The sequence below is a fragment of the Stenotrophomonas acidaminiphila genome (assembly GCA_002951995.1).
Lineage (GTDB): Bacteria > Pseudomonadota > Gammaproteobacteria > Xanthomonadales > Xanthomonadaceae > Stenotrophomonas > Stenotrophomonas acidaminiphila_A.
This window is the reverse complement of the sequence record CP019797.1, coordinates 1,711,716-1,733,939: the sequence shown is the minus strand read 5'-3', so window position 1 is coordinate 1,733,939 and position 22,224 is coordinate 1,711,716. Positions and strand designations below refer to the sequence as shown.

General features: G+C 69.4%; 15 protein-coding genes and 4 pseudogenes. 9 read left to right on the top strand and 10 right to left on the bottom strand.

Annotated features, from left to right (window positions below; translation table 11 throughout):
- The first annotated feature begins 33 nt into the window (after positions 1-33).
- The 3 genes and pseudogenes from B1L07_07740 (at position 34) to B1L07_07730 (ending at position 5,335) form a co-directional block, all read left to right on the top strand.
- On the top strand, positions 34-1,899 hold the full coding sequence (locus tag B1L07_07740) for an ABC transporter ATP-binding protein (GenBank protein ID AUZ54997.1): 1,866 nt from the start codon (positions 34-36) through the stop codon (positions 1,897-1,899).
- A 133-nt stretch (positions 1,900-2,032) separates the two neighbouring features.
- A complete protein-coding gene (locus B1L07_07735; protein AUZ54996.1) occupies positions 2,033-2,815 on the top strand; it encodes a ferredoxin--NADP(+) reductase in 783 nt (260 codons plus the stop codon).
- A gap of 109 nt (positions 2,816-2,924) precedes the next feature.
- Positions 2,925-5,335: pseudogene (locus B1L07_07730) on the top strand (hypothetical protein).
- Between the two features lie 12 nt (positions 5,336-5,347).
- On the opposite strand, the gene B1L07_07725 reads toward B1L07_07730, so the two are convergent.
- Entirely contained in the window at positions 5,348-5,830 is a 483-nt protein-coding gene (locus tag B1L07_07725; GenBank protein AUZ56510.1) for a glutathione peroxidase, read from the bottom strand.
- 151 nt (positions 5,831-5,981) lie between these two features.
- Between B1L07_07725 and B1L07_07720 the strand changes: the two genes are divergently transcribed.
- Positions 5,982-8,150: a dipeptidyl carboxypeptidase II gene (locus tag B1L07_07720; protein AUZ54995.1), complete on the top strand. Its 2,169-nt coding sequence runs from the start codon at positions 5,982-5,984 to the stop codon at positions 8,148-8,150.
- Between the two features lie 111 nt (positions 8,151-8,261).
- On the opposite strand, the gene B1L07_07715 is transcribed toward B1L07_07720, so the two are convergent.
- From B1L07_07715 to B1L07_07695, 5 genes and pseudogenes are all read right to left on the bottom strand, one after another.
- A complete protein-coding gene (locus B1L07_07715; GenBank protein AUZ54994.1) occupies positions 8,262-9,377 on the bottom strand; it encodes a cyclopropane-fatty-acyl-phospholipid synthase in 1,116 nt (371 codons plus the stop codon).
- Between the two features lie 16 nt (positions 9,378-9,393).
- The gene (locus tag B1L07_07710) at positions 9,394-10,227 is read right to left on the bottom strand and encodes a hypothetical protein (GenBank protein AUZ54993.1); all 834 of its coding nucleotides are present in this window, start codon (positions 10,225-10,227) and stop codon (positions 9,394-9,396) included.
- Positions 10,228-10,284: 57 nt separating this feature from the next.
- Positions 10,285-10,577, bottom strand: a pseudogene (locus B1L07_07705) (GNAT family N-acetyltransferase).
- A gap of 463 nt (positions 10,578-11,040) precedes the next feature.
- Positions 11,041-11,661, bottom strand: coding sequence for a rhomboid family intramembrane serine protease (locus tag B1L07_07700; protein ID AUZ54992.1), 621 nt, complete (start codon positions 11,659-11,661; stop codon positions 11,041-11,043).
- A 2-nt stretch (positions 11,662-11,663) separates the two neighbouring features.
- Positions 11,664-13,259, bottom strand: coding sequence for an MFS transporter (locus B1L07_07695; GenBank protein AUZ54991.1), 1,596 nt, complete (start codon positions 13,257-13,259; stop codon positions 11,664-11,666).
- A gap of 147 nt (positions 13,260-13,406) precedes the next feature.
- On the opposite strand from B1L07_07695, the gene B1L07_07690 reads away from it, so the two are divergent.
- Complete coding sequence (locus tag B1L07_07690; GenBank protein AUZ54990.1) at positions 13,407-14,216, top strand: hypothetical protein; 810 nt, start codon at positions 13,407-13,409, stop codon at positions 14,214-14,216.
- A 90-nt stretch (positions 14,217-14,306) separates the two neighbouring features.
- Here the strand turns inward: B1L07_07690 and B1L07_07685 are convergent.
- Positions 14,307-14,917: pseudogene (locus tag B1L07_07685) on the bottom strand (superoxide dismutase).
- A 276-nt stretch (positions 14,918-15,193) separates the two neighbouring features.
- On the opposite strand from B1L07_07685, the gene B1L07_07680 reads away from it, so the two are divergent.
- Complete coding sequence (locus tag B1L07_07680; GenBank protein AUZ54989.1) at positions 15,194-15,652, top strand: ribonuclease; 459 nt, start codon at positions 15,194-15,196, stop codon at positions 15,650-15,652.
- A complete protein-coding gene (locus tag B1L07_07675; GenBank protein ID AUZ54988.1) occupies positions 15,649-16,092 on the top strand; it encodes a barnase inhibitor in 444 nt (147 codons plus the stop codon). Before B1L07_07680 ends, B1L07_07675 begins: the two co-directional genes overlap by 4 nt.
- Before the next feature lie 10 nt (positions 16,093-16,102).
- Here B1L07_07675 and B1L07_07670 read toward each other — a convergent pair whose 3' ends face one another.
- The 3 genes and pseudogenes from B1L07_07670 to B1L07_07660 all read right to left on the bottom strand — a co-directional run bounded on the left by B1L07_07670 (position 16,103) and on the right by B1L07_07660 (position 19,516).
- The gene (locus B1L07_07670) at positions 16,103-16,528 is read right to left on the bottom strand and encodes a hypothetical protein (GenBank protein AUZ56509.1); all 426 of its coding nucleotides are present in this window, start codon (positions 16,526-16,528) and stop codon (positions 16,103-16,105) included.
- Between the two features lie 157 nt (positions 16,529-16,685).
- Positions 16,686-18,586 (bottom strand): annotated as a pseudogene (locus B1L07_07665) (ABC transporter ATP-binding protein).
- 24 nt (positions 18,587-18,610) lie between these two features.
- Complete coding sequence (locus tag B1L07_07660; GenBank protein AUZ54987.1) at positions 18,611-19,516, bottom strand: LysR family transcriptional regulator; 906 nt, start codon at positions 19,514-19,516, stop codon at positions 18,611-18,613.
- A gap of 97 nt (positions 19,517-19,613) precedes the next feature.
- On the opposite strand from B1L07_07660, the gene B1L07_07655 reads away from it, so the two are divergent.
- On the top strand, positions 19,614-20,669 hold the full coding sequence (locus B1L07_07655; GenBank protein ID AUZ54986.1) for a hypothetical protein: 1,056 nt from the start codon (positions 19,614-19,616) through the stop codon (positions 20,667-20,669).
- Positions 20,670-20,731: 62 nt separating this feature from the next.
- Positions 20,732-22,108: an ATP-dependent RNA helicase DbpA gene (locus tag B1L07_07650; protein AUZ54985.1), complete on the top strand. Its 1,377-nt coding sequence runs from the start codon at positions 20,732-20,734 to the stop codon at positions 22,106-22,108.
- Positions 22,109-22,224: the final 116 nt, after the last annotated feature.

Genomic DNA, 22,224 nt, shown 5'->3' with positions numbered 1-22,224 from the left:
TTAACCTGAGCCGGCCCCTCGCACGAGCCCCGCATGCCGCACGCGCCGTCCGTTTCCGCCACCGGCAAACGCCCCAGCTTCCGCGAGCGCATGAACGCCATGCGCAACCTGCCGCCGTTCCTGCGGCAGGTATGGCAGACCAGCCCGGGGTTGACCCTGGCCAGCCTGTGCCTGCGCCTGCTGCGCGCGCTGCTGCCGGTGGCGATGCTGTACGTGGGCAAGCTGATCATCGACGAGGCGGTGCGCCTGGCCGGCGCCGGTGCCATGCCGCCGCTGGGCGAGGCACTGGCCAGCGGCCACCTGGACACGCTGCTGGAGCTGCTGGTACTGGAGCTGGGCATCGCCATCGCCTCGGACCTGTTGGGGCGTGTCGTCAGCTATGCCGACACCCTGCTGTCGGAGCTGTTCACCAACGCCACCAGCGTGCGCCTGATGGAACACGCCGCCGAACTGGACCTGGAAGATTTCGAGGACCCGGAGCTGCAGGACAAGCTCGACCGCGCCCGGCGCCAGACCATGGGCCGCATGAACCTGATGAGCCAGTTGCTCGGGCAGGCGCAGGACATGGTCACCGTGATCAGCTTCGCCGCCGGCCTGGTCGCCTATGCGCCGTGGCTGATCGCCCTGCTGGCGCTGGCGCTGGTGCCGGCGTTCCTGGGCGAGTCGCACTTCAACACGCTGGGCTATTCGCTCAACTACAGCTGGACCCCGGAGCGGCGCCAGCTCGACTACCTGCGCCAGGTCGGCGCCAGCGTGGAAACCGCCAAGGAGGTGAAGATCTTCAACCTCCACCGGTTCCTGATCGACCGCTACAAACTGCTGGCCGGGCGCTTCTACCAGGCCAACCGCAGGCTGGCGCGCAAGCGTGCGCTCTGGGGCACGGTGCTGGCGGCGCTGGGCACGCTGGGCTACTACGCCGCCTATGCCTACATCGCCTGGCGCACGATCCGCGGCGATTTCAGCATCGGCGACCTGACTTTCCTGTCCGGCAGCTTCCTGCGCCTGCGGCAGCTGCTGGAAGGCCTGTTGACCGGCTTTTCGCAGGTCGCCGGGCAGGCGCTGTACCTGGACGACCTGTTCTCGTTCTTCGCCATCGAGCCGGAGATCCGCTCGCGCCCGGATGCGCTGCCGGTGCCGCGCCCGATCCGCCAGGGATTCGTGTTCGAGAACGTGGGCTTCCGCTATCCCGATGCCGAGCGCTGGGCGGTGCGGCATCTCGATTTCCAGCTCAGGGCCGGCGAGGTGATCGCCCTGGTCGGCGAGAACGGCGCCGGCAAGACCACCCTGGTCAAGCTGCTGGCACGGCTCTACGACCCGGACGAAGGCCGCATCCTGCTCGACGGGCGCGACCTGCGCGACTACGACCTGGACGACCTGCGCGCCAACATGGGGGTGATCTTCCAGGACTTCGTGCGCTACCACCTGACGGCGGCCGAGAACATCGGCGTCGGCCAGGTCGATGCGATGCCGGACACGGCGCGCATCCGCGACGCCGCGCGGCGGGCGCTGGCCGACGAGGTGATCGATGCCCTGCCCGAAGGGTATGGGCAGCTGATCGGCCGCCGCTTCAAGAACGGCGTGGACCTGTCCGGCGGCCAATGGCAGAAGATCGCCATCGCCCGCGCCTACATGCGCGACGCGCAGGTGATGATCCTGGACGAACCCACCGCGGCGCTGGACGCGCGTGCCGAGTTCGAGGTGTTCCAGCGCTTCAAGGAACTGTCCGAACAGCGCACCGCGGTGCTGATCTCGCACCGTTTTTCCTCCGTGCGCATGGCCGACCGGATCCTGGTGCTGGCCGACGGCCGCATCGAGGCCAGCGGCACCCATGCCGAACTGATGGCCCAGGGCGGGCGCTACGCCGAGCTGTTCGAGCTGCAGGCCGCCGGTTACCGCTGAGCGCGCGCAGCGCGCCGGCGCCCCGGCCGGCAGCAGCGCCCCCCGCCGGCAGGGGCGACAAACGGTCGCATTACGGCCGCCCGGAGGCGGTTTGCTAGAATGCGCAGGTTTACATCCCCCGAAGAATCCCGGCATGTCTTCCGCTTACGGCACCGAAACGGTGCTTGAAGTCCGTCATTGGACGGACGCCTACTTCAGCTTTTCCACCACCCGTGACAATGGCTTCCGCTTCGAGAACGGCCAGTTCGTGATGATCGGCCTGGAAAACGAGGGCGGCCGGCCGTTGATGCGCGCCTACTCCATCGCCAGCGCCAACTGGGAAGAGCAGCTGCACTTCTTCAGCATCAAGGTGCAGGACGGCCCGCTCACCTCGCGGCTGCAGCACCTCAAGCCCGGCGACACCATCCTGGTCGGCAAGAAGCCCACCGGCACCCTGCTGATCTCCGACCTGCACCCCGGCAAGCACCTGTACCTGCTGGGTACCGGCACCGGCCTGGCGCCGTGGCTGAGCATCGTCAAGGACCCGGAGACCTACGAGCGCTTCGAGAAGGTCATCGTCTGCCACGGCGTGCGTTACGAGCGCGACCTGGCCTACCGCGAGTACTTCGAGAAGGCGCTGTTCGAGGACGATATCCTCGGCGACATCGTCCGCGACAAACTGCTGTACTACCCGGCGGTCACGCGCGAGCCGTTCCGCAACCAGGGCCGCCTGACCACGCTGATCGAAACCGGCGAGATGCCGCGCACGCTGGGCCTGCCGGCGTTCGACCCGGCCAGCGACCGCTTCATGATCTGCGGCAGCCCGCAGATGCTGGCCGACCTGCGCACGGTGCTGGACGCACGCGGCTTCGAGGTCTCGCCGCGGATCGGTTCGCCGGGGCACTACGTGTTCGAGCGCGCGTTCGTGGAGAAGTGAGGCTGTAGGGAATTCACCGACAGCCGGCGCCTTTGAAGCGCCATGTCGATCGTTTAACGTACCGGCCGGATCACGAAGATCCGGCCGTTTTCTTTACAGGACACAGTTCATGGATCCAGTCGCTTCACGCAGCAGCTTCATCGACCGACAGCGCACCGTGCTGCTTGAAGAACTGGCCCAGTGCCGGCAACGCCTCGACAGCGCCAAGCAGGCGCTCGGCACTGCCTACCCTGCCGCCTGCCAGGCCGCCCAGGCCATGCGCCCGGCATTCGAGCAGGGCCTGGCGCAGGCGCGCCGCGATGCGCTGCAGGCTGCGCGCAAGGGCACCCTGGGCCCGGCGCTGAGCCTGAAGGCGGCGCTGGGCACCGGTGGCTTGCGGCTGCTGGTATGGCTGGGCCTGCTCGGCAGCCTGCTGCTGTACTTCCAGCTCAGCCAGATCTTCACTTTGTACAGCTATCGCTTCCCGTTCCCGGTGAGCCTGCTGTTCGGCCTGTGCGCCGTGGTGCCGCCGGCGCTGCCGCTGTACGCCGCGCTGGTGTGGCTGGGCCGGCGTCGGCTGGTACGACGCAACGCCGCCCCGGTGCTGGCCTCGATCGACGAACTGGGCAAGCGCCAGCTGCAGCTGAACGCCTTCGGCAGGAAGCATGAGGACGGCCGCGCGCATCCCTACCCGGTGGTGCGCGCACCGGCACCGTCGGCGGAGAAGCTGGGCATCAGCTGGCAGCTGGCCGACAAGCACGACAATTCCCATGCGGTGATGGTCGGCCTGGGCACCGACATCGCCGCCGACAAGGACCCGGACATCTTCATCCGGTTGCCGCTCAACGGCCATCCGGGCGGCTTCGTACGGGTCCGTGCCGAAGTCGACGGCCACCGTGCCGTCTGGGAGCCGCTGGCCGCCAAGCTGGCGCCGCTGCTGGTGCCGTTCGCGCCGGCCATCGTCGAGCTGCAGCAGCTCAGCGCGCCGCACGAGCGCGAGCAGCAGGTGCTGCAGTCGCTGCTCACCCGCCTGGGTTCGCTCGACAAGATGGAAGCCAACTGGCAGGACGTGGCCATTCCCGAGGCGACCCTGGAGCAGGTGGTCAAGCTGGTGGACCGGTTCGCCGCCGGCCAGCCGCCGCTGCCCAAGGGCATGCTGCTGTGGGGCCCGCCGGGTACCGGCAAGACCCTGATCGCGCGCAAGCTGGCCCGGCACGTGGACTGCAACTTCGTCGCCGTCACCATCGCCGACCTGAAGGGCGAGCACATCGGCCACACCGGGCCCAAGGTCAAGAAGCTGTGGGAGCAGGCGCGCGCCAAGGCCCGACGATCCTGTTCGTGGACGAATGCGAAAGCGCGTTCGCGCGCCGCGGCAGCCGCGACACCGACAATTTCGGCAACGAGCTGGTGCAGACCTTCATCGCCGAATGGGACGGTTTCAACCAGGGCGGCGGCAACGTGCTGGTGATCGGTGCCACCAACCGCCGTGAACTGATCGACGATGCGGTGCTGTCGCGCTTCACCGTGTCCATCGAGCTGCCGGCACCGGACGCAACCGCGCGCGAGCGCATCCTGCAGGCGGAGTTCGGCAAGGCGCAGCTGGCGTTGCCGGTGACCGAGGCGCTGGTGCGCGAGACCAGCGGCATGTCCGGGCGCGACCTGTCCACGCTGGTGACCAGCGTGGTCTCCACCCACCCGGCCGGGCGCCCGACGGCGGACGATTTCAGCGCCGCCATCGCGCGCCTGCGCGGCAAGAATTCGACCTCGGTGCAGGCGCTGGGCTGGGACGACGTGATCCTGCCCGCCTCCACCCGCGCCGAGTTCGAAAGCCTGGGCAAGGAGCTGCTGCACGCCGAGGAACTGGCGCGGATGAACATCCCGGTACCGCGCGGCATCCTGCTCTATGGCCCGCCGGGCACCGGCAAGACCCAGATCGCGCGCGTGCTGGCCAGCCAGTCCGGGCTGTCGTTCATCGCCGCGTCCTCCACCGAGGTCAAGGGGCAGTTCCTCGGCGACGGCGGCGCACGGGTCAAGCAGCTGTTCGAGAAGGCGCGCGCGCAGGCACCGTGCATCGTGTTCCTGGACGAAATCGACACCATCGCCCCGCCACGCGGCGGCGAAGGTTCGGACAAGCTCAACGCCGAGATCGTCGCCCAGCTGCTGCAGGAGCTGGATGGCGTGGGCACCCGCCAGGGCCAGGTGTTCCTGCTGGCCGCCAGCAACCACCCCGATGCCATCGACAGCGCGCTGCTCTCGCGCCTGGAGCGGAAGATCCGGATCGGCCTGCCCGACGCCGGGGCGCGTGCCGCCATCCTGCGCCTGCAGCTGGCCGGCAAACCGCTGGACTTCGCCGTCGATGAAGTGGTGGATGCGCTGGCCGCGGCCACCGAAGGCCGCTCCGGGCGCGACCTGCAATCGCTGGTCACCGCCGCCACCCGTCGCGCCCTGCAACGGGCGATGGCGCAGGATGGCGACCCGACCCGCACCCGGCTGCAGCACCAGGACCTGCTGGAAGCCGCCGGCGACGCGACGCCGGCCTGAGCGGCCGGCGGCTCAGCCCAGCGCCGCCCGGATATCGCCTTCCAGCGACTCCGGGCGCGCGGTGGGCGCATAGCGGGCGATCACCCGGCCGTCGCGCCCGACCAGGAACTTGCTGAAGTTCCACTTGATCGCGGCGATTCCCAGCGCGCCGCGCTTCTCGCGCTGCAGCCAGCGCCACAGCGGGTGCGCGCCGGTGCCGTTGACCTGCAGTTTGGCCGACATCGGGAAGCTGACCCCGTAATCGAGGCTGCAGAACGCCTGGATCGCGGCCGCGTCGCCCGGCTCCTGGTGGCCGAACTGGTCGCAGGGGCAGCCCAGCACCACCAGCCCCTGCGCCGCGTACTGGCGCCACAGCCGCTCCAGCCCCGCGTACTGCGGGGTGAAGCCGCAGCGCGAGGCGGTATTGACCACCAGCAGCACCTTGCCGGCGTAGGCCGACAGCGGCAACGGCGTGCCGTCCAGGGCAGTGAGTTCGAAATCGGTGGCAACGGTCACGGCAGGCTCCAGGCGGAGCTCCAGCGTACGCCATTCGCCGGCATGGCTTTGCAGCAGCAGGCGTTCCGCCGCAACCCTGCCATTCGACACACCCGCCGGCGGGGCCACCGGGTTACCCTGAAGGTTCAGCATTTTTCCGGAGTTTCCGACCTTGAACACCCGTCTTGCCCTCGCCCTGGCCGTGTCCCTGGGCGTCGCCGTGCCGGCCTACAGCCTGGCCGCGAACGCCGCCACCGGGCAAACCGCCCAGCAGGCCAACCCGTTCTTCGCCGAGAGTCCGCTGCCCCTGCACTACCCGCAGTTCGACAAGATCAAGGACGCCGATTTCGCCCCCGCCTTCGACGCCGGCATGAAGCAGCAGCTCGAGGAAGTGGAGGCCATCGCCAACAACCCGGCGCCGCCGACCTTCGACAACACCCTGATCGCGCTGGAAAAGAGCGGCGCCATCCTCGACCGCGCCACCACCGTGTTCTTCTCGCTGATCGGCGCCGACACCAATGATGCGCGCAAGCAGTTGCAGGCCGACTACTCGGCCCGCTTCGCCGCCCACAGCGACGCGATCAACCTCAACGGCAAGCTGTTCGCGCGCATCGAGACCCTCTACAACAACCGCGCCAAGCTGGGCCTGGACGCCGAAGGCCTGCGCCTGGTCGAGAAGTACCACGACAACTTCGTGCGTGCCGGCGCCAAGCTGTCCGACGCGGACAAGGCCAAGCTCAAGGACATGAACGCCGAGCTGGCGCGGCTGGGCACCAAGTTCAGCCAGAACGTGCTGGCCGAGGTCAACGCCTCCTACATCGTGGTCGACGATGCCAGGCAGCTCGATGGCCTGTCGGCCGAACAGATCGCCGCCGCCGCCGAAGCCGCCAAGGCGCGCAAGCTCGACGGCAAGTACGTCATCGCCCTGCTCAACACCACCGGGCAGCCGGCGCTGACCAACCTGACCAACCGCGACCTGCGCCGCCGCATCTACGAGGCGTCGGTGTCGCGCGGCAGCAAGGGCGGCGAATACGACAACACCGCGCTGGTCTCGCGGATCATGACCCTGCGCGCGCAGAAGGCCGCGCTGATGGGCTTCGCCAACTACGCCGCCTATGGCCTGGGCAACCAGACCGCCAAGACCCCGGAGGCGGTCAACGCCATGCTCGGCCAGCTGGCCCCGGCCGCCGTGGCCAACGCCAAGCGCGAAGCCGCCGACCTGCAGGCGATGATCGACGCCGAGCAGAAGGCCGCCGGCAAGCCGGGCTTCGAGCTGCAGCCGTGGGACTGGGCCTTCTACAGCGAGAAGGTGCGCCAGGCCAAGTACAACTTCGACGAATCCCAGCTCAAGCCCTATTTCGAGCTGAAGAACGTGCTGGAGAACGGCGTGTTCTTCGCCGCCGGCAAGGAATTCGGTCTGAGCTTCAAGCAGCGTACCGACCTGCCGGTGTACCACGACGACGTCACCGTCTATGACGTGTTCGACGCCGACGGCAGCCAGCTGGCGATCTTCATCTTCGACCCGTATGCGCGCGAGTCCAAGCGCGGCGGTGCGTGGATGAACGCCTACGTGTCGCAGTCGGGCCTGACCGGCGACAAGCCGGTGGTCGCCAACCACCTGAACATCCCCAAGCCGCCGGCCGGCAAGCCGACGCTGCTGACCTGGGACGAGGTGACCACCACGTTCCATGAGTTCGGCCACGCCCTGCACGGCATGTTCTCCAACGTGAAGTACCCGTATTTCTCGGGCACCGCGGTGCCGCGCGACTTCGTCGAGTTCCCCTCGCAGGTGAACGAGATGTGGGCCGACGAGCCGAGCATCCTGGCCAACTACGCCAAGCACTACCAGAACGGCTCGGCGATGCCGCAGGCGCTGCTGGACAAGGTGATCGCCGCGTCCAAGTTCAACCAGGGCTTCGCCACCACCGAGTACCTCGGCGCGGCCATGCTGGACCAGAGCTGGCACCAGATCGGCGTCGACCAGGTCCCGGCCCCGCAGGACGTGGTCAAGTTCGAGCATGAGGCGCTGGTCAAGGACGGCATCTACTACGCGCCGGTGCCGCCGCGCTACCGCACCACGTACTTCAGCCACATCATGGGCGGCTATTCGGCCGGCTACTACGCCTACATCTGGTCCGAGGTGCTCGACGCGAACACCCAGAAGTGGTTCCGTGACAATGGCGGCCTGTCGCGCGCCAACGGCGACCATTTCCGCAAGACCCTGCTGTCGCGCGGTGGCAGCGTCGATGCGATGGAACTGTTCCGCAACTTCGCCGGCCACGAACCGCAGATCGGGCCGCTGCTGGAGAAGCGTGGCCTGACCGGCGCCGAAGGCAAGTAAGCCCTCCAGCCGCGCTCCGCGCAAAGCCGCCCGGTTCGCCGGGCGGCTTTGTTTTTGCCGCGCTGCTGGCACGCCGATGACCGCGGCGGCGGGGTATGCGCCGGGGGGCGGCTAGCGCGGGGCGACGTAGCCGCCCGCCACCCCGCGCGGCGACAGCACCAGCTGCCACAGCTGCGCATGGCGGGTCCGGAAACTCGCCATCGAGGCCGCCAGGTAGAAGCGCCACATGCGCCGGAAACGCTCGTCGTAGCGCGGATCCAGCTGCTCCCACGCCGCCTCCACGTTGTCCCGCCATGCCTGCAGCGTGCGGTCGTAGTCGGTGCCGAAGTTATGCCAGTCCTCGAGCACGAACAGCCCTTCCATCGCCGCGGTGATCTGCGCGGCCGAGGGCAGCATCGAGTTGGGAAAGATGTAGCGCGCGATCCACGGGTCGGTGCGCTCGCGGCTGACATTGCTGCCGATGCTGTGCAGCAGGAACAGCCCGTCCTCGCGCAGGCAGCGCCGCGCCACCTCGAAGTAGCCGCGGTAGTTCTTGACCCCGACATGCTCGAACATGCCCACCGACAGGATCGCGTCGAACGGTTCGTCCAGCTCGTGGTAGTCCTGCAGGCGGATCTCCAGCGGCAGGCCGGCGCATAGTCCGCGGGCGAACTCGGCCTGTTCCCGGGAGATGGTGATGCCCACGCCTTCCACGCCATGGTGCTGCGCAGCGTATTTCAGCGCTTCGCCCCAGCCGCAGCCGATGTCCAGCACGCGCATCCCCGGGCGCAGGCCGAGCTTGCGGCAGATCAGGTCGAGCTTGGCCGCCTGCGCGTCATCGAGGTTGCCCGCGTCGCGCCAGTAGCCGCAGCTGTAGACCAGGCGCTTGCCGAGCATGGCCCGGTACAGGTCGTTGCCGAGGTCATAGTGGCGCTTGCCGACCTCATAGCTGCCCTGCCCGGCCTGCAGGTTGAACAGCCGTGCCTTGAGTGCGTCCCAGACCTCGCCGCCACCATGCACGCGCTCGTCCAGCCGCGCCTCCAGCAGGTGGGCCAGGAACGCGTCGAGCGAACGCGCCCGCCACCAGCCGTCCATGTAGCTCTCGCCCAGGCCCAGCGAGCCGTCGGCCAGCACCCGCGCGTGGAAGCGCGGGTCGAGGATGTCGATGTCCTGCGGGCGGCCCCCGCCGGGGGTGATGCCCGCCTCGTGCAGCAGTGCCTCGACGCGTCGTTGCAGCCCTGCATCCATCGCTGGCCTCCACGGTTCAGGGGTGTGCGAACAGCTCCCGGTAACCGGCGGCCACGTGCGGCAACAGCACGGACGCCGGAACGTCCACGGTCTGGGTGCCGTCCGAGTATGGACCGACCTGGTAGGGAGGGAACACGAAGCGCAGCGCGGCGATGCGCCCGGCGGCGTCCATCACCGGTTCGAACTGCGCGAAGTTGGCGGCGTCGGCGGTGGTGCCCTGGTCGATCATTTTGGACAGGTTGCGCACCTGCGCCTGCTGCTCTTCCGGGGTCATGTCCTCGCCCTGGGCGCGGACCATCGCCTGCTCCAGCAGCTTGTCGCGGGTGTAGTCGCTGACCGCCTGCCAGCCCCTGGGCGAATCGACCAGCGCCTGCGCGGTCAGCAGTTCCTGCCGTTCCGGCAGCCAGACGAAGCGCGCCACCAGCGGCTGCCCGTGCGCGCCGCCGGTATAGCTGCTGCCTTCGGCCGACACCGCCACCACCTTCGGGGTGTTCACGGCCATGTCGAAGGCCAGCGACAGTTCGTAAGGCGCGGTAGGGGTGTCGTTGCCAAGCTCGTCCACCGCCTTGAGCAGCTCGGACCGGGCATGTTCGGCATAGTCGGACAGGGCCTTGGCAAGACCGGGGTAGGCGTTGGCGGCAGGCGGGTAGCTGATGCCCAGCACGTAGCGGGCATTGGTGTCGATCACGTCATGCAGCTCCACCGCCACCGGCGCGGCATCGGCAGGTGCCTCCGCCACCGGCGCCGCATCCGGCGCGGCCACCGGTGCCTGCGCCTCGTGTTTCCCGCATCCTGCCATCGCCAGTGCGATCAATGCCGCCGCACAGGCTCCCTGTCCCGACCTTTTCATGTCCTTTCCCTTGTGGATGGATCGCGCGGCTCCACCCGGAGCCGCGTCCGCCGCGGATTATCCCAGCAGGTCCGCATATTCTCCATGACGCTGCATGAAGGCCACCGCATAGCTGCACTCGGGATCACCTTGAGGCCGGCCGCGCGTGCATGCGCCAGTGCCGCCCGGGTCAACCACGCGGCGATGCCGCGGCCGCCGATGGCGCCGGGCACGCCGGTGTGGGTGATCACCATCGCGTCGCCGCGCCGCAGGTAATCGAGCACCGCCGGGTGGCCGTCGACGACCACGCTGAAGCGGTGCGCGGCGGCATCGTGCGCCACCGGTGGAAGCGCGGTGTCATCATGGCTCATGGCAGGACTCGCTGGACGGGGTAGCCCATTGTGCCGCGGTCGCGCGCCGGTGTGACGTGAAAAGCGCGGCGCACCGCCGCGGGACGTCACTTTCCGACCGGCCACCCGGCGCCCAGCGGCCGGTCGCCCTTCGCCACGCGCGGGCGGAGCGGCTGGCACGCGGCTTGCTGCGGGACGTGGACGTTTTTCCGCTCGCCGTCCCATGCCCGTACCGTTCGACGTTTCGCACCCGCTGCCCCCGACGACCCCGATGCACTGCTGCTTGAAGGCCTGTTCCAACTGGCTTTCAACGGCGAGACCCAGGGCTGGGAGTTCAAGAAGATCGACGAGGAAGTGCACGCCCGCCTGCTGGCGGCCTACGCCGCCTAGTACGGCCGGCCGCGGCCGGTGCTGGCCACGGCCCCCGCTGGGCCCTGCCCCGGTGACGGCGCGCCGCACCGTCCCGGGCCGGTGGCGCTGCGCGTCAGCGCCCGAAGCGCGGGTTCATCAGCTGCTCCAGGAACACCTGCAGCACCTGCGGTTCCATGAACAGCATGAACATCACCCCGAACGCGGCACCGGCCAGGTGCGCGCTGTGGTTGACGTTGTCGTTGCCGCGCTTGTCCATCCAGATGCTGTAACCGACGTAGAACACCCCGTAGAGGATCGCCGGCGCCGGAATGAAGAACACGAAGATCAGCGACCACGGGGAAATCAGGATGAAGGCGAACAGCACCGCCGACACCGCGCCGGACGCGCCCAGGCTCAGGTAGTTCGGGTTCTTCTGGTTCTTCAGGTAGCTGGGCAGGATCGAGACCACCAGCGCCGCCACGTAGAACAGCGGGTAGGTCCACCAGTTGCCGGTGACGCGCAGCATGATCTGTTCGATCAGCCGCCCGAAGAAGAACAGCGTGACCATGTTGAACAGCAGGTGGGCGAAATCGGCATGGATGAAGCCGTAGGTCACCAGCCGGTCGTACTGGCGATGGCGGTCCACCGCCGGCGGCCACAGGATCAGCCGGTCGGCGAGCTTGCGGTTGCTGAAGGCCAGCCACGAGACCAGGCTGGTGACGGCGATCAGCAACAGGGTTATCGGTCCTTGCATGGTCAGGCTGCCCGGTAGTTGTCGACCATCCTGTAGCGGCGTGCGTACAGGCCGAACGCCAGGGCCGCGACGAACGCGAAGCCGGCGAAGAAGAACATCAGGAACGCCGCCTCGCTCAACCCGGTGCCGGCGATGCGCGCGGTCACCGTGTCGTTGCGCACCGCCGCGTTGGACAGCAGCACCCACAGGTTGCCGATGGTGGTGGTCAGGTTCCAGAAGCTCATGACCACGCCCTTCATCGACGCCGGGGCCTGGCTGTAGGCGAACTCCAGGCCGGTGGCCGACACCAGCACCTCGCCGAAGGTCAGCAGCGCATAGGGCAGGATCTGCCAGAAGATGGACAACGCGTCGCCGCCGTCCATCGCCACCTGCAGGCCGCCCACCACCACCCAGGCCAGGCCGCTGAAGGCGATGCCGGCGGTCATGCGCCGCAGCGCGGTCGGCTCGAAGCCGAAGCGACGCAGCATCGGGTACAGCACCAGGTTGTTGAACGGAATCAGGATCATCACCAGCAGCGGGTTGATCGCCTGCATCTGCGAGGCGGTGAACCAGGCCGGCATGGTCATCTGCTGGCCCTGCAGCACCCAGGTCGAGGCCTTCTGGTCGAACAGCGAGAAGAACGGTGTGGTCAGGGCGAAGATCACCAGCACCTTGAGCACCGAGCGCACGCCTTCCACCGCGCTGTCCGGATGCGCGCCGCGGGCGCGGTCCAGCTGCAGCATGGTGCCGCCGCCGATGCCGGCCAGCAGTGCCACCAGCGCCAGGCACAGGTAGATCACCACGCCCAGCCCGCCTTCATGCAGCCCGCCCAGGGTCAGCGCCGCCAGCACCAGCGCCCACAACGCCAGCGCGATGCCGGCCAGCGCCACCAGCAGCCCGGCATTGCCCTGCCCCGGTGCGCGCGCCAGCAGCGCGGTGCGCACCACGTTGGCGAACGAATGCGGGTCCTTCGGCGGCAACGGCACCAGCACGTAGCGCCTGCGCCCCAGCCAGAACACGAACGTGGCGATGAACATCAGGATGCCGGGGATGCCGAACGCCCACTGCGGACCCAGGTTCTTCAGCGCCAGCGGGATCAGCAGCGAGGCGAACAGCGAACCGAAGTTGATGATCCAGTAGAAGGCATCGAAGACGATCTTGGCCAGGTGCTTGTTGCCCTGGTCGAACTGGTCGCCCATGAACGAGGCCACCAGCGGCTTGATGCCGCCGGCACCGAGCGCGATCAGGCCCAAGCCGAGGAAAAAGCCCTCGCGGCTGTTCTCGAACAGCGCCAGGCACAGGTGGCCGGCGCAGTAGACCAGGCTGAACCAGAGGATGGTGCGGTACTTGCCGAAGAAGCGGTCGGCCAGCCAGCCACCGAGCAGCGGGAAGAAATACACGCCGATCATGAAGCTGTGCATGATGTCCTTGGCCTCGCCGGCACGGCCGTCGGCGGTCAACTCCTGCAGCAGCAGCGAGGTGATCAGGAACTGCACCAGGATGTTGCGCATCCCGTAGAAGCTGAAGCGCTCGCAGGCTTCATTGCCGATGATGTAGGGAATCTGGCGGGGCATGCCGGCCTTGCCGGCGGGGGCTGCTGCCACGTCGTTGCTCGTCATCTGTAAGGCGATCCTGCGAATGCAAAGGGGGCAAGGGTAACGCAAGCGGCCGCCCGCGCGCGCGCGGCAGCGCACGACGCCGCGCCTGCACGGGCCCTCGACAGCGCCGCGCGCTAGCATGGCCGCCAGTCCGTACTGGTCGTCGCAATGAAGCACTGGGGCTGTCTGGCGCTGCTCGCCTTGTCTTTCGCCGTGGCCGCCGAGCCCGCCCCGCCGGTGCTGCGGATCGCCAGCCTGCGGCTGCCCCAGGACAGCGCGCAGTGGGAGCGCCAGCGCGGGCGGATCCTGGAACTGCTGGCGGACCTGCGCGCGGACGTGATCGCGGTGCAGGACGTGCGGCAGTCGCCGGGCGCACCCAACGCCGCCTGCTGGCTGGCCACCCGGCTCAGCTACAGCTGCGACTTCATCACCGCCGACCCGCCCAGCCATGCGCAGCGCCGCGGCAGCGCGCTGCTGGCCGGACTGGACGTGATCGAGGACGGGCTGACCCTGCTGCATGGCCCGGGGCAGCTCACCGCCGCCGGCATGCAGCGTGCGCGCCTGCAGCGGCAGGCGGTCAACATCTACGTCGCGCGCATCGCCCCGGAGGGCAACGACCCGGAGGTGCGGGCGCGGCAGGCGGCGGACCTGCTCGCCTGGATCGGCGCGACCGACGCGGACCAGCCATCGCTGGTCGTGGGCGAGTTCTCCGCGCCCACCGACGAACTGGTCCGGCAACTGCCGGGCTTCCAGCCGGCACGGCGGAACCCGTCGGCGCGGCAGCCGGCCGCCGGCGGCACGTCCGGGGGCCGCCCGCATGGCCTGGACGTGCTCTACCAGGTCCGCAGCTTCGCCGACGTGGCCCAGCAGGCAGTGGCGCTGGCACCCACCGGCGAGGAACCGGCGCCGCTGGTGCTGGGGGTGATGACCACCCTGCGCCTGATCGGCGAAACGCCGGCCGATCCATCGGCGCCGTGAACGGCGAAGCCGGACGTTTCCGCCCGGCTTCGTTGGTCATCCGTGCGCGGGACGGGGCACTGCCCCGCCCGCGTCGATCACCGCGACCGGTCAGGCCACGGCTTCCTCGTAGCGGCGTTCCACTTCCTTCCAGTTGATCAGGCTGTAGAAGGTCTCGATGAACTCGGCGCGGCGGTTCTGGAACTTCAGGTAGTAGGCGTGTTCCCACACGTCGATGGTCAGCACCGGGGTACGGCCCTCCATCAGCGGGCTTTCCTGGTTGCCGGTCTTCTCCACCACCAGCTTCTTGTCGGCGGTCACGCTCAGCCAGGCCCAACCCGAACCGAACTGGGTCAGCGCGGCCTTGGTGAAGGCCTCCTTGAACTTGTCGAAACCGCCGAGCTGCTCGTCGATCGCCTTGCCCAGCGCGCCACCCGGGTGCCACCGGCGTTCGGGCCGATCACGTCCCAGAACAGCGAGTGGTTGCCGTGGCCGCCGCCCTGGTTGCGGACGCCCTGCTGCAGGTTCTCCGGCAGGGTCTTGACCTTGCGCAGCAGGTCGTCGATGGGCAGGTCGGCGTACTCGGTGCCCTCGACCAGCGCATTGAGGTTGTTGACGTAGGTCTGGTGGTGCTTGGAGTAGTGGATCTCCACCGTGGCCGCATCCATGTACGGTTCCAGCGCGTCGTAAGCGTAGGGCAGCTTGGGCAGGGTGTAGGCCATGAGGATTCTCCTTGGGTGTGATGCCTGGGTTCGGGGGCCCGGCGCATGCCGGGCAGTGCACCGGCAATGGTAGGCAGGAAGCGGCAACTTACCAAGGTCGATGTAAAGGAAACTTCGTCCTGCCGTGGGTACAAACCTCACGCGCGCCGCGAAATCCGCGTGTTCCACGCGCCGGCACGGCACAGCGCCCGCCGCCGCCGGCCGATGGCCCGCGTTCAAGAAAAAACGCGCGCAGGCGCGATAATCGCCCTTTGCACGCGACACAGGCCCGGCTCCATGCGCAAACCGTTGCTTCTGCTCACCGCCGTGGTCGTGCTGGTGGCCGGCCTGTGGGCCATGCGCACGCTGCAGCAGCCAGCGCCCCCGCAGTTCGCGCCGGCGCTGGGCCAGGCCGTGGCGCCGGAGCGCGCTGGCGAGCCGCGCCGGTCCGGCGCGGGCGACGCACTGCCGGCCTTCCTGCCAGCGGAGGCGCACGACACCATCGCGCTGATCCTGCGCGGCGGCCCGTTCCCGCACCGCCAGGACGGCAGCGTGTTCGGCAACCGCGAACGGCGCCTGCCGCAGCGCCCGCGCGGCTACTACCGCGAGTACACCGTGCGCACGCCCGACCTCGGCCACCGCGGCGCGCGGCGGATCGTCACCGGCGGCGATCCGCCCGACGTCTGGTACTACACCGACGACCACTACGAGACCTTCCGTGATTTCCAGGTCCCGGCCAACGGAGGCGCGCAATGAGCGACAGCGGATTCGACATGGGCCTGGAGGACGTGGGCCAGGCCGGGGTCTATGGCGTGGCCCACGGCGATCTCGGCGGGCTGGCGGCGGCCGCGCGCGATGCCGGGCTCAAGGTGCTGCGCGTGGACCTGGAATCATGCACCGACAAGCGCACCCTGCTGCTGCGCATCGGCACCCAACTGGATTTCCCGGCGGGCCGCGGCCGCAACTGGGATGCGTTGTCCGATGCGCTGCGCGACCTGTCCTGGCTGCCGGCCAGGGGGTATGCGCTGTTGTTCGGCGATGCCGGCGACCTGCGCGACGCCAGCCCGGCGGATTTCGACACCCTGCTGGACGTCCTCTCCGAAGCCGCGGCCAGCTGGGCCGCGGACAACGTGCCGTTCTGGGCGTTCTTCGAATTGCCGCACGGCGGCGAGGCCGCAGCAACGGACGACCTCTGAGCCGGCGCCGTCAGCCCGGCGGCCGCGCGGGGCCCTTGAGCTCGATCACGTTGCCGTCCGGATCACTGAAATACAGCGACAGTCCGTCGCCCTCGGCGCCGAAGTTGACCTCCGCCGCGGCCGGCACGGCGACCCCATGGCGCCCCAGGTGGGCGACGATGCCCGCCTCGTCGAATGGTTCGACCCGCAGGCACAGGTGATCCACGTTGCGCGCGCCCTGCCCCGGCGCGGCACCGCCACGGGCGCCCAGGGCGCCGTCCACGCTGACCAGGTCGATCATCGACGCGCCGGCGCGCAGGTGTACCAGGCCCAGGTGCGCGCGCCGCCTGACCACCTCGCAGCCGAGCACGGCCTGGTAGAAGGCGGTGCTGCGCGACAGGTCGCGCACGCGGAACACCACATGGTCGATGCGCTGCACCGAAAACGGCATTTCCATCGCATGCTCCATGCAGAAACCCGGGAAGCGGGGTCGATGACCGGCGCCCGTGCACGGCGATTGTCACACGGCCGCAACCGCGGTTGGCGCGGCGCTGGAGGAACGCCGCGGCGCTGCGCCCACCCGTGAGCACCGGTGGGCCGGGCGGCAGCCAGGCTCAGCCGTCGAGTTCTTCCCAGCGCGCGTAGGCCGCATCCAGTTCCGCCTGCACCCGGGCCAACTGCTGGGTGTGCGCGCTGACCTCGGCGCTGGAACGGGTGTAGAACGCCGGGTCGTTCATCGCGCCGGTCAGGCCTTCCACGTCGCGCTCCAGCTGTTCGATCTTCGCCGGCAGCTGTTCCAGTTCGCGCGCGTCCTTGAAACTGAGCTTGCGCCTGGCCGGCGCCGGCTCGGCAGCGGCCGCCGGCGTGGTCGCCGGCTTCGCGGCCGGTACCGCCGTGGCCGAGGCCCTGGCCACGGCCATGCCGCTCTGCGCCGGCGCCGGGCGCTGGCGCAGCGAGTCGGTATAGCCGCCGACGTAATCGCCGACCCTGCCCTCGCCTTCCAGCACCAGGGTGGAGGTGACCACGTTGTCGAGGAAATCGCGGTCGTGGCTGACCAGCAGCAGGGTGCCGGTGTAGTCGCCCAGCAGCTCCTCCAGCAGCTCCAGGGTCTCCACGTCCAGGTCGTTGGTCGGTTCGTCCATCACCAGCAGGTTGGACGGCTGCGCGAACAGCTTGGCCAGCAGCAGGCGGTTGCGCTCGCCGCCGGACAGGCGGGTGATCGGCGCCCGCGCGCGCTCGGGGTGAACAGGAAGTCCTGCAGGTAGGCGTGCACGTGCTTGCGCTTGCCGTTGAGGTCGATGAAGTCCGCGCCCTCGGCCACGTTCTCGATCGCGCTCCAGTCCTCGCGCAGGGTGGCGCGGTACTGGTCGAAATAGGCGATCTGCAGGTTGGTGCCCTGGCGCACCTCGCCGGCATCCGGCTGCAGTTCGCCCAGCAGCAGCTTGAGCAGGGTGGTCTTGCCGCTGCCGTTGGGGCCGATCAGGCCGATGCGGTCGCCGCGCAGGATCGTGGTCGAGAAATCCCTGATCATCACCCGCTCGCCGAACGCGAAGCTGACGTCCCTGACGTCGATGACCTTCTTGCCGGAGTTCTCGCCCGAGGCCGCTTCCAGGCGGACGTTGCCGCCCAGCTCGCGGCGCTGGCTGCGTTCCACGCGCATGGCCTTGAGCCGGCGCACGCGGCCTTCGTCACGGGTGCGGCGCGCCTTGATGCCCTGCCGGATCCACACTTCCTCCTGCGCCAGCAGCTTGTCGAAGCGTGCGTTCTCCTGCGCCTGCGCGTTGAGCCGTTCCTCGCGGCGGCGCGCGTAGTTGTCCCAGTCACCCGGCCAGCTGGTCACCTGGCCGCGGTCGATCTCGACGATGCGGGTGGCCAGCGCACGCAGGAAGCGGCGGTCATGGGTGACGAACACCACGCAGCCGTTCCAGCCCTTGAGGAAGCCTTCCAGCCAGTCGATGGCCTCGATGTCCAGGTGGTTGGTCGGCTCGTCCAGCAGCAGTACGTCGGGCCCGGCGACCAGCGCGCGCGCCAGCAGCACGCGGCGCTTCATGCCGCCGGACAGGCGCCCGAACTCGGCATCGCCGTCCAGCTCCAGCTTGGTCAGGGTTTCGGACACGCGCTGGTCCAGCGCCCAGCCATCGGCGGCGTCGATCCTGGCCTGCACCTTGCCCATGGCATCGCCATCGAACACGTCGGCATGGCTCAGCCGGTGGAACTCGGCCAGCCAGTGGCCGAGTTCACCCAGGCCATCGGCGACCACGTCGAACACGCTGCCGGCGGCGCCATGCGGTACCTCCTGCTCCAGGCGGGTGACGCGCACGCCCTGCTGGACGCGCACTTCGCCGTCGTCCGGCTTCAGTTCGCCGGCCATCAGCTTCATCAGGGTGGATTTGCCGGCGCCGTTGCGGCCGATCAGGGCGATGCGCTCGCCACTTTCGATCGACAGTTCGGCTTTCTCCAGCAACAACGGGCCGCCGACGCTGTAGTCGACGTTCTGCAGGGTGATCAAAGGCATGCGCGCATTGTACGGGAGCCGCGCTCAGGCGTCGGCGAACGTGCCCGGATCCAGCGCCAGCAGCCGCCGCAGGCTGGCCGCCACCGGCCTGCCCGGGTGCCGCAGCACCCACAGCTGCCGCCGCAGCGGCGGCAACGGCGTGGCCAGCACGTGCAGCCGGCCCAGTGCGATGAGATCGGCCACCGCGTGCCGCGACAGGCAGGCCAGGCCCAGCCCGGCGACGGCGCCCTGCTTGATCGCCTCGGTACCGCCGAGCTGCAGTACCTCGGCGAACCGGTGCAGGTGCGGCAGCAGCGCCTGCTCGGCCGCCTCGCGGGTGCCCGAGCCCGGCTCGCGCAGCAACCAGCAGGCACCGCGCAGCCGCGCCATGTCCGCACCGGCCCGCAGTGCCGCCGCGTGCGGGTGGCGATCGCCGAACACGACGACCAGTTCGTCCTCGCGCCAGGGCGCCACGTCCAGCCCCGGCTCGTGACACGGGCCCTCGATCAGGCCGATGTCCACCTCCAGCCGCTGCACCGCAGCGGCGACTTCGCGGGTATTGCCGATCACCAGGTCGACCCGGGCCTGGTCGTTGCGCTCGCGCAGGTCGGCGATGCGCGACGGCATCAGGTAGTTGCCGATGGTAGTGCTGGCGCCGACCCGCCAGCGCACCGGCGCGGCGGCCTCCCCGGCCCGGCCGTAGCGGCGCTCGATATCGTCCACGGCCGCCAGCAGCGCCCGTGCCTCGGGCAGCAGCGCACGGCCGTGGCCGTTGAGCACCAGCCGGCGTCCGACGCGGTCGAACACGGCCAGCCCGAGCAGGCTCTCCAGCTCGCCCAGGGCCGCACTTACCGCCGACTGCGACAGGCCGATGGCCTCGCCCGCGGCGGTGGTGGTGCCGGTTTCGGCGACGGCGGAGAAAATCTGCAGCTGGCGCAGGGAGAGATGCATTATTTACCTGAAATATTGTTTATCCATACGAATATTATCTGTTTTACAGATTATTGGCGCGACGGCAGGATGGGCCATCTCCTCATAACCGTCCGTCATGAACACCGCCCTCCAGGGCCACGCCCCGGCCCACCCACATCGCCTCCCCGGCCTGCTGTTGACCGCCGCCATCGCCATGCTTTCCCTGTGGCTGGGTACCCTGCCGTGGCTGCAGGCCCATGGCATCAGTGCGCTGACGCTGGCGATCCTGCTCGGTATCGCCCTGGGCAACACCGCCTACGGCAGGCTGGCGCCGCGCGCGGCGGCAGGCGTGGGCTTCTCCAAGGCGACCCTGCTGCGTGCCGGCATCGTCCTCTACGGCCTGCGCCTGACCGTGCAGGACATCGGCCAGGTCGGCGTCGCCGGGGTGCTGATCGACGCGCTGGTGCTGTGCTCCACCTTCGCCCTGGCGTGGTGGCTGGGCACCCGCGTGCTTGGGCTGGAGCGCAACACCGCGCTGCTGATCGGCGCCGGCAGCTCCATCTGCGGCGCCGCGGCGGTGATGGCCGCCGAGCCGGTGGTCAAGGGCCGCGCCGAGCAGGTTGCCATCGCCGTGGCCACGGTGGTCGTGTTCGGCACCCTGGCGATGTTCCTGTACCCGCTGCTGTACCAGTGGGGCCTGCATGCCGGCTGGATGCCGCTGGACGAAACCGGCTACGGCGTATTCACCGGCTCCACCGTGCATGAGGTGGCCCAGGTGGTCGCCGCCGGCCGCGCGGTCAGCCAGCCGGCCGCCGACGCGGCGGTCATCGCCAAGATGGTGCGGGTGATGATGCTGGCGCCGTTCCTGGTGTGCCTGTCGGCACTGCTGGCACGCGGCCGCCGCGACCGCCAGGGCACGCGCTCCAGGATCGCCGTGCCCTGGTTCGCGTTCGGCTTCATCGGCATGGTCGGCTTCAACTCGCTGCAGTTGCTGCCCGCCGGGCTGGTCGCCGCCCTGGTCGAGCTGGACACCGCGCTGCTGGCGATGGCGATGGCCGCGCTGGGCCTGACCACCCATGTCTCGGCCCTGCGCCAGGCCGGTCCGCGGCCGATGCTGCTGGCCGCGCTGCTGGCCGCCTGGCTGCTCGGCGGCGGTCTGCTGATCAACCTCGCGGTACGTGCGCTGTCCTGAATCGGGCGCGCCGCGGCGGCCACCAGGGCGGCACGGCCCGCCGGCATCTGCGAAAATACGGCATGACCGATTTCTCCTCGTTGCCGCTGATCCCGGCCCTCGCACCCGGCATCGACGCGCTGGGCTATACCGCCATGACCCCGGTGCAGGCACAGAGCCTGCCGCCCATCCTGGACGGGCGCGACGTGATCGCCCAGGCTCCCACCGGCAGCGGCAAGACCGCCGCCTTCGGCCTGGGCCTGCTGAACCGGCTCGACCCGGCCACCCTGCGTACCCAGGCGCTGGTGCTGTGCCCTACCCGCGAACTGGCCGACCAGGTCGGCCGGCAGCTGCGCAAACTGGCCACCGGCATCCCCAACCTCAAGCTGCTGGTACTGACCGGCGGCGTGCCGCTGGGCCCGCAGCTGGCGTCGCTGGAGGCGCACGACCCGCAGGTGGTGGTGGGCACGCCCGGCCGCGTGCAGGAACTGGCGCGCAGGCGCGCGCTCAACCTCGGCCAGGTGCGCACGTTCGTGCTCGACGAAGCCGACCGCATGCTCGACATGGGCTTCGAGGAGCCCATCCGCGAGATCGCCGGGCGCACCCACAAGGAGCGGCAGAGCCTGCTGTTCTCGGCCACGTTCCCCGACGCCATCCGCGAACTGGCGCGCGCCCTGCTTGATGACCCGGTGGAAGTCACCATCAATGGCCAGCAGGAAGCCCCGGCGATCCAGCACCTGTTCTTCGAGGTCGAGCCGGCGCACCGGCAGAAGGCGCTGGCCGGGCTGCTGCTCAGGTACACGCCCGAATCGGCGGTGGTGTTCTGCAACACCCGCAAGGACGTGGACGAGGTGGCCAATTCACTGCGCCAGTTCGGCTTCTCGGCGCTGGCCCTGCATGGCGACATGGAACAGCGCGACCGCGACGAGGTCCTGCTGCAGTTCGCCAACCGCAGCTGCAACGTGCTGGTCGCCAGCGACGTGGCCGCGCGCGGCCTGGACGTGGAAGAGCTGGCCGCGGTGGTCAACTACGAAATGCCCAGCGACCTGGACACCTACCGCCACCGCGTCGGCCGCACCGCCCGCGCCGGCCGCCGCGGCCTGGCGCTGAGCCTGGTCGCCGGCCGCGAGCGCCACCGCGCCGATGCACTGGAAGCCGACCAGGGCAGCGCGCTGGACTGGCAGAAGACCCCGCTGGCCACCGCACGCCCGGCACAGCTGCCACAGGCGGCGATGACCACGCTGCGGATCGATGGCGGCAAGACCGACAAGCTGCGCGCCGGGGACATCCTCGGCGCGCTCACCGGCGATGCCGGGTTGTCGGCCAAGACCATCGGCAAGATCGACATCTTCCCCACCCGCTCCTATGTGGCCATCGCCCGCGAGCACGCCGGCAAGGCGGTGGCACGACTGGAAGCGGGCAAGATCAAGGGCAGGCGCTTCCGCGTGCGCAAGCTGTAAGCCAGAACACGATCCTGCCCCTCCAGCGGACCCGGCTGGCATGAGGCCGCAGGTGCGGGGCTTGCCCCGCACCGAGGCTCCACCGGCAGGTTCCGTGCGGGGCAAGCCCCGCACCT

Excerpts from the sequence above, each read along its gene's own strand:
- B1L07_07690 (AUZ54990.1), top strand. The coding sequence starts at position 13,407 with ATGAAGCACTGGGGCTGTCTGGCGCTGCTCGCCTTGTCTTTCGCCGTG.
- B1L07_07675 (AUZ54988.1), top strand. The coding sequence starts at position 15,649 with ATGAGCGACAGCGGATTCGACATGGGCCTGGAGGACGTGGGCCAGGCC.
- B1L07_07670 (AUZ56509.1), bottom strand. The coding sequence starts at position 16,528 with ATGGAAATGCCGTTTTCGGTGCAGCGCATCGACCATGTGGTGTTCCGC.
- B1L07_07735 (AUZ54996.1), top strand. The coding sequence starts at position 2,033 with ATGTCTTCCGCTTACGGCACCGAAACGGTGCTTGAAGTCCGTCATTGG.
- B1L07_07715 (AUZ54994.1), bottom strand. The coding sequence starts at position 9,377 with ATGGATGCAGGGCTGCAACGACGCGTCGAGGCACTGCTGCACGAGGCG.
- B1L07_07700 (AUZ54992.1), bottom strand. The coding sequence starts at position 11,661 with ATGCAAGGACCGATAACCCTGTTGCTGATCGCCGTCACCAGCCTGGTC.
- B1L07_07655 (AUZ54986.1), top strand. The coding sequence starts at position 19,614 with ATGAACACCGCCCTCCAGGGCCACGCCCCGGCCCACCCACATCGCCTC.
- B1L07_07695 (AUZ54991.1), bottom strand. The coding sequence starts at position 13,259 with ATGACGAGCAACGACGTGGCAGCAGCCCCCGCCGGCAAGGCCGGCATG.
- B1L07_07740 (AUZ54997.1), top strand. The coding sequence starts at position 34 with ATGCCGCACGCGCCGTCCGTTTCCGCCACCGGCAAACGCCCCAGCTTC.
- B1L07_07680 (AUZ54989.1), top strand. The coding sequence starts at position 15,194 with ATGCGCAAACCGTTGCTTCTGCTCACCGCCGTGGTCGTGCTGGTGGCC.
- B1L07_07650 (AUZ54985.1), top strand. The coding sequence starts at position 20,732 with ATGACCGATTTCTCCTCGTTGCCGCTGATCCCGGCCCTCGCACCCGGC.
- B1L07_07660 (AUZ54987.1), bottom strand. The coding sequence starts at position 19,516 with ATGCATCTCTCCCTGCGCCAGCTGCAGATTTTCTCCGCCGTCGCCGAA.
- B1L07_07710 (AUZ54993.1), bottom strand. The coding sequence starts at position 10,227 with ATGAAAAGGTCGGGACAGGGAGCCTGTGCGGCGGCATTGATCGCACTG.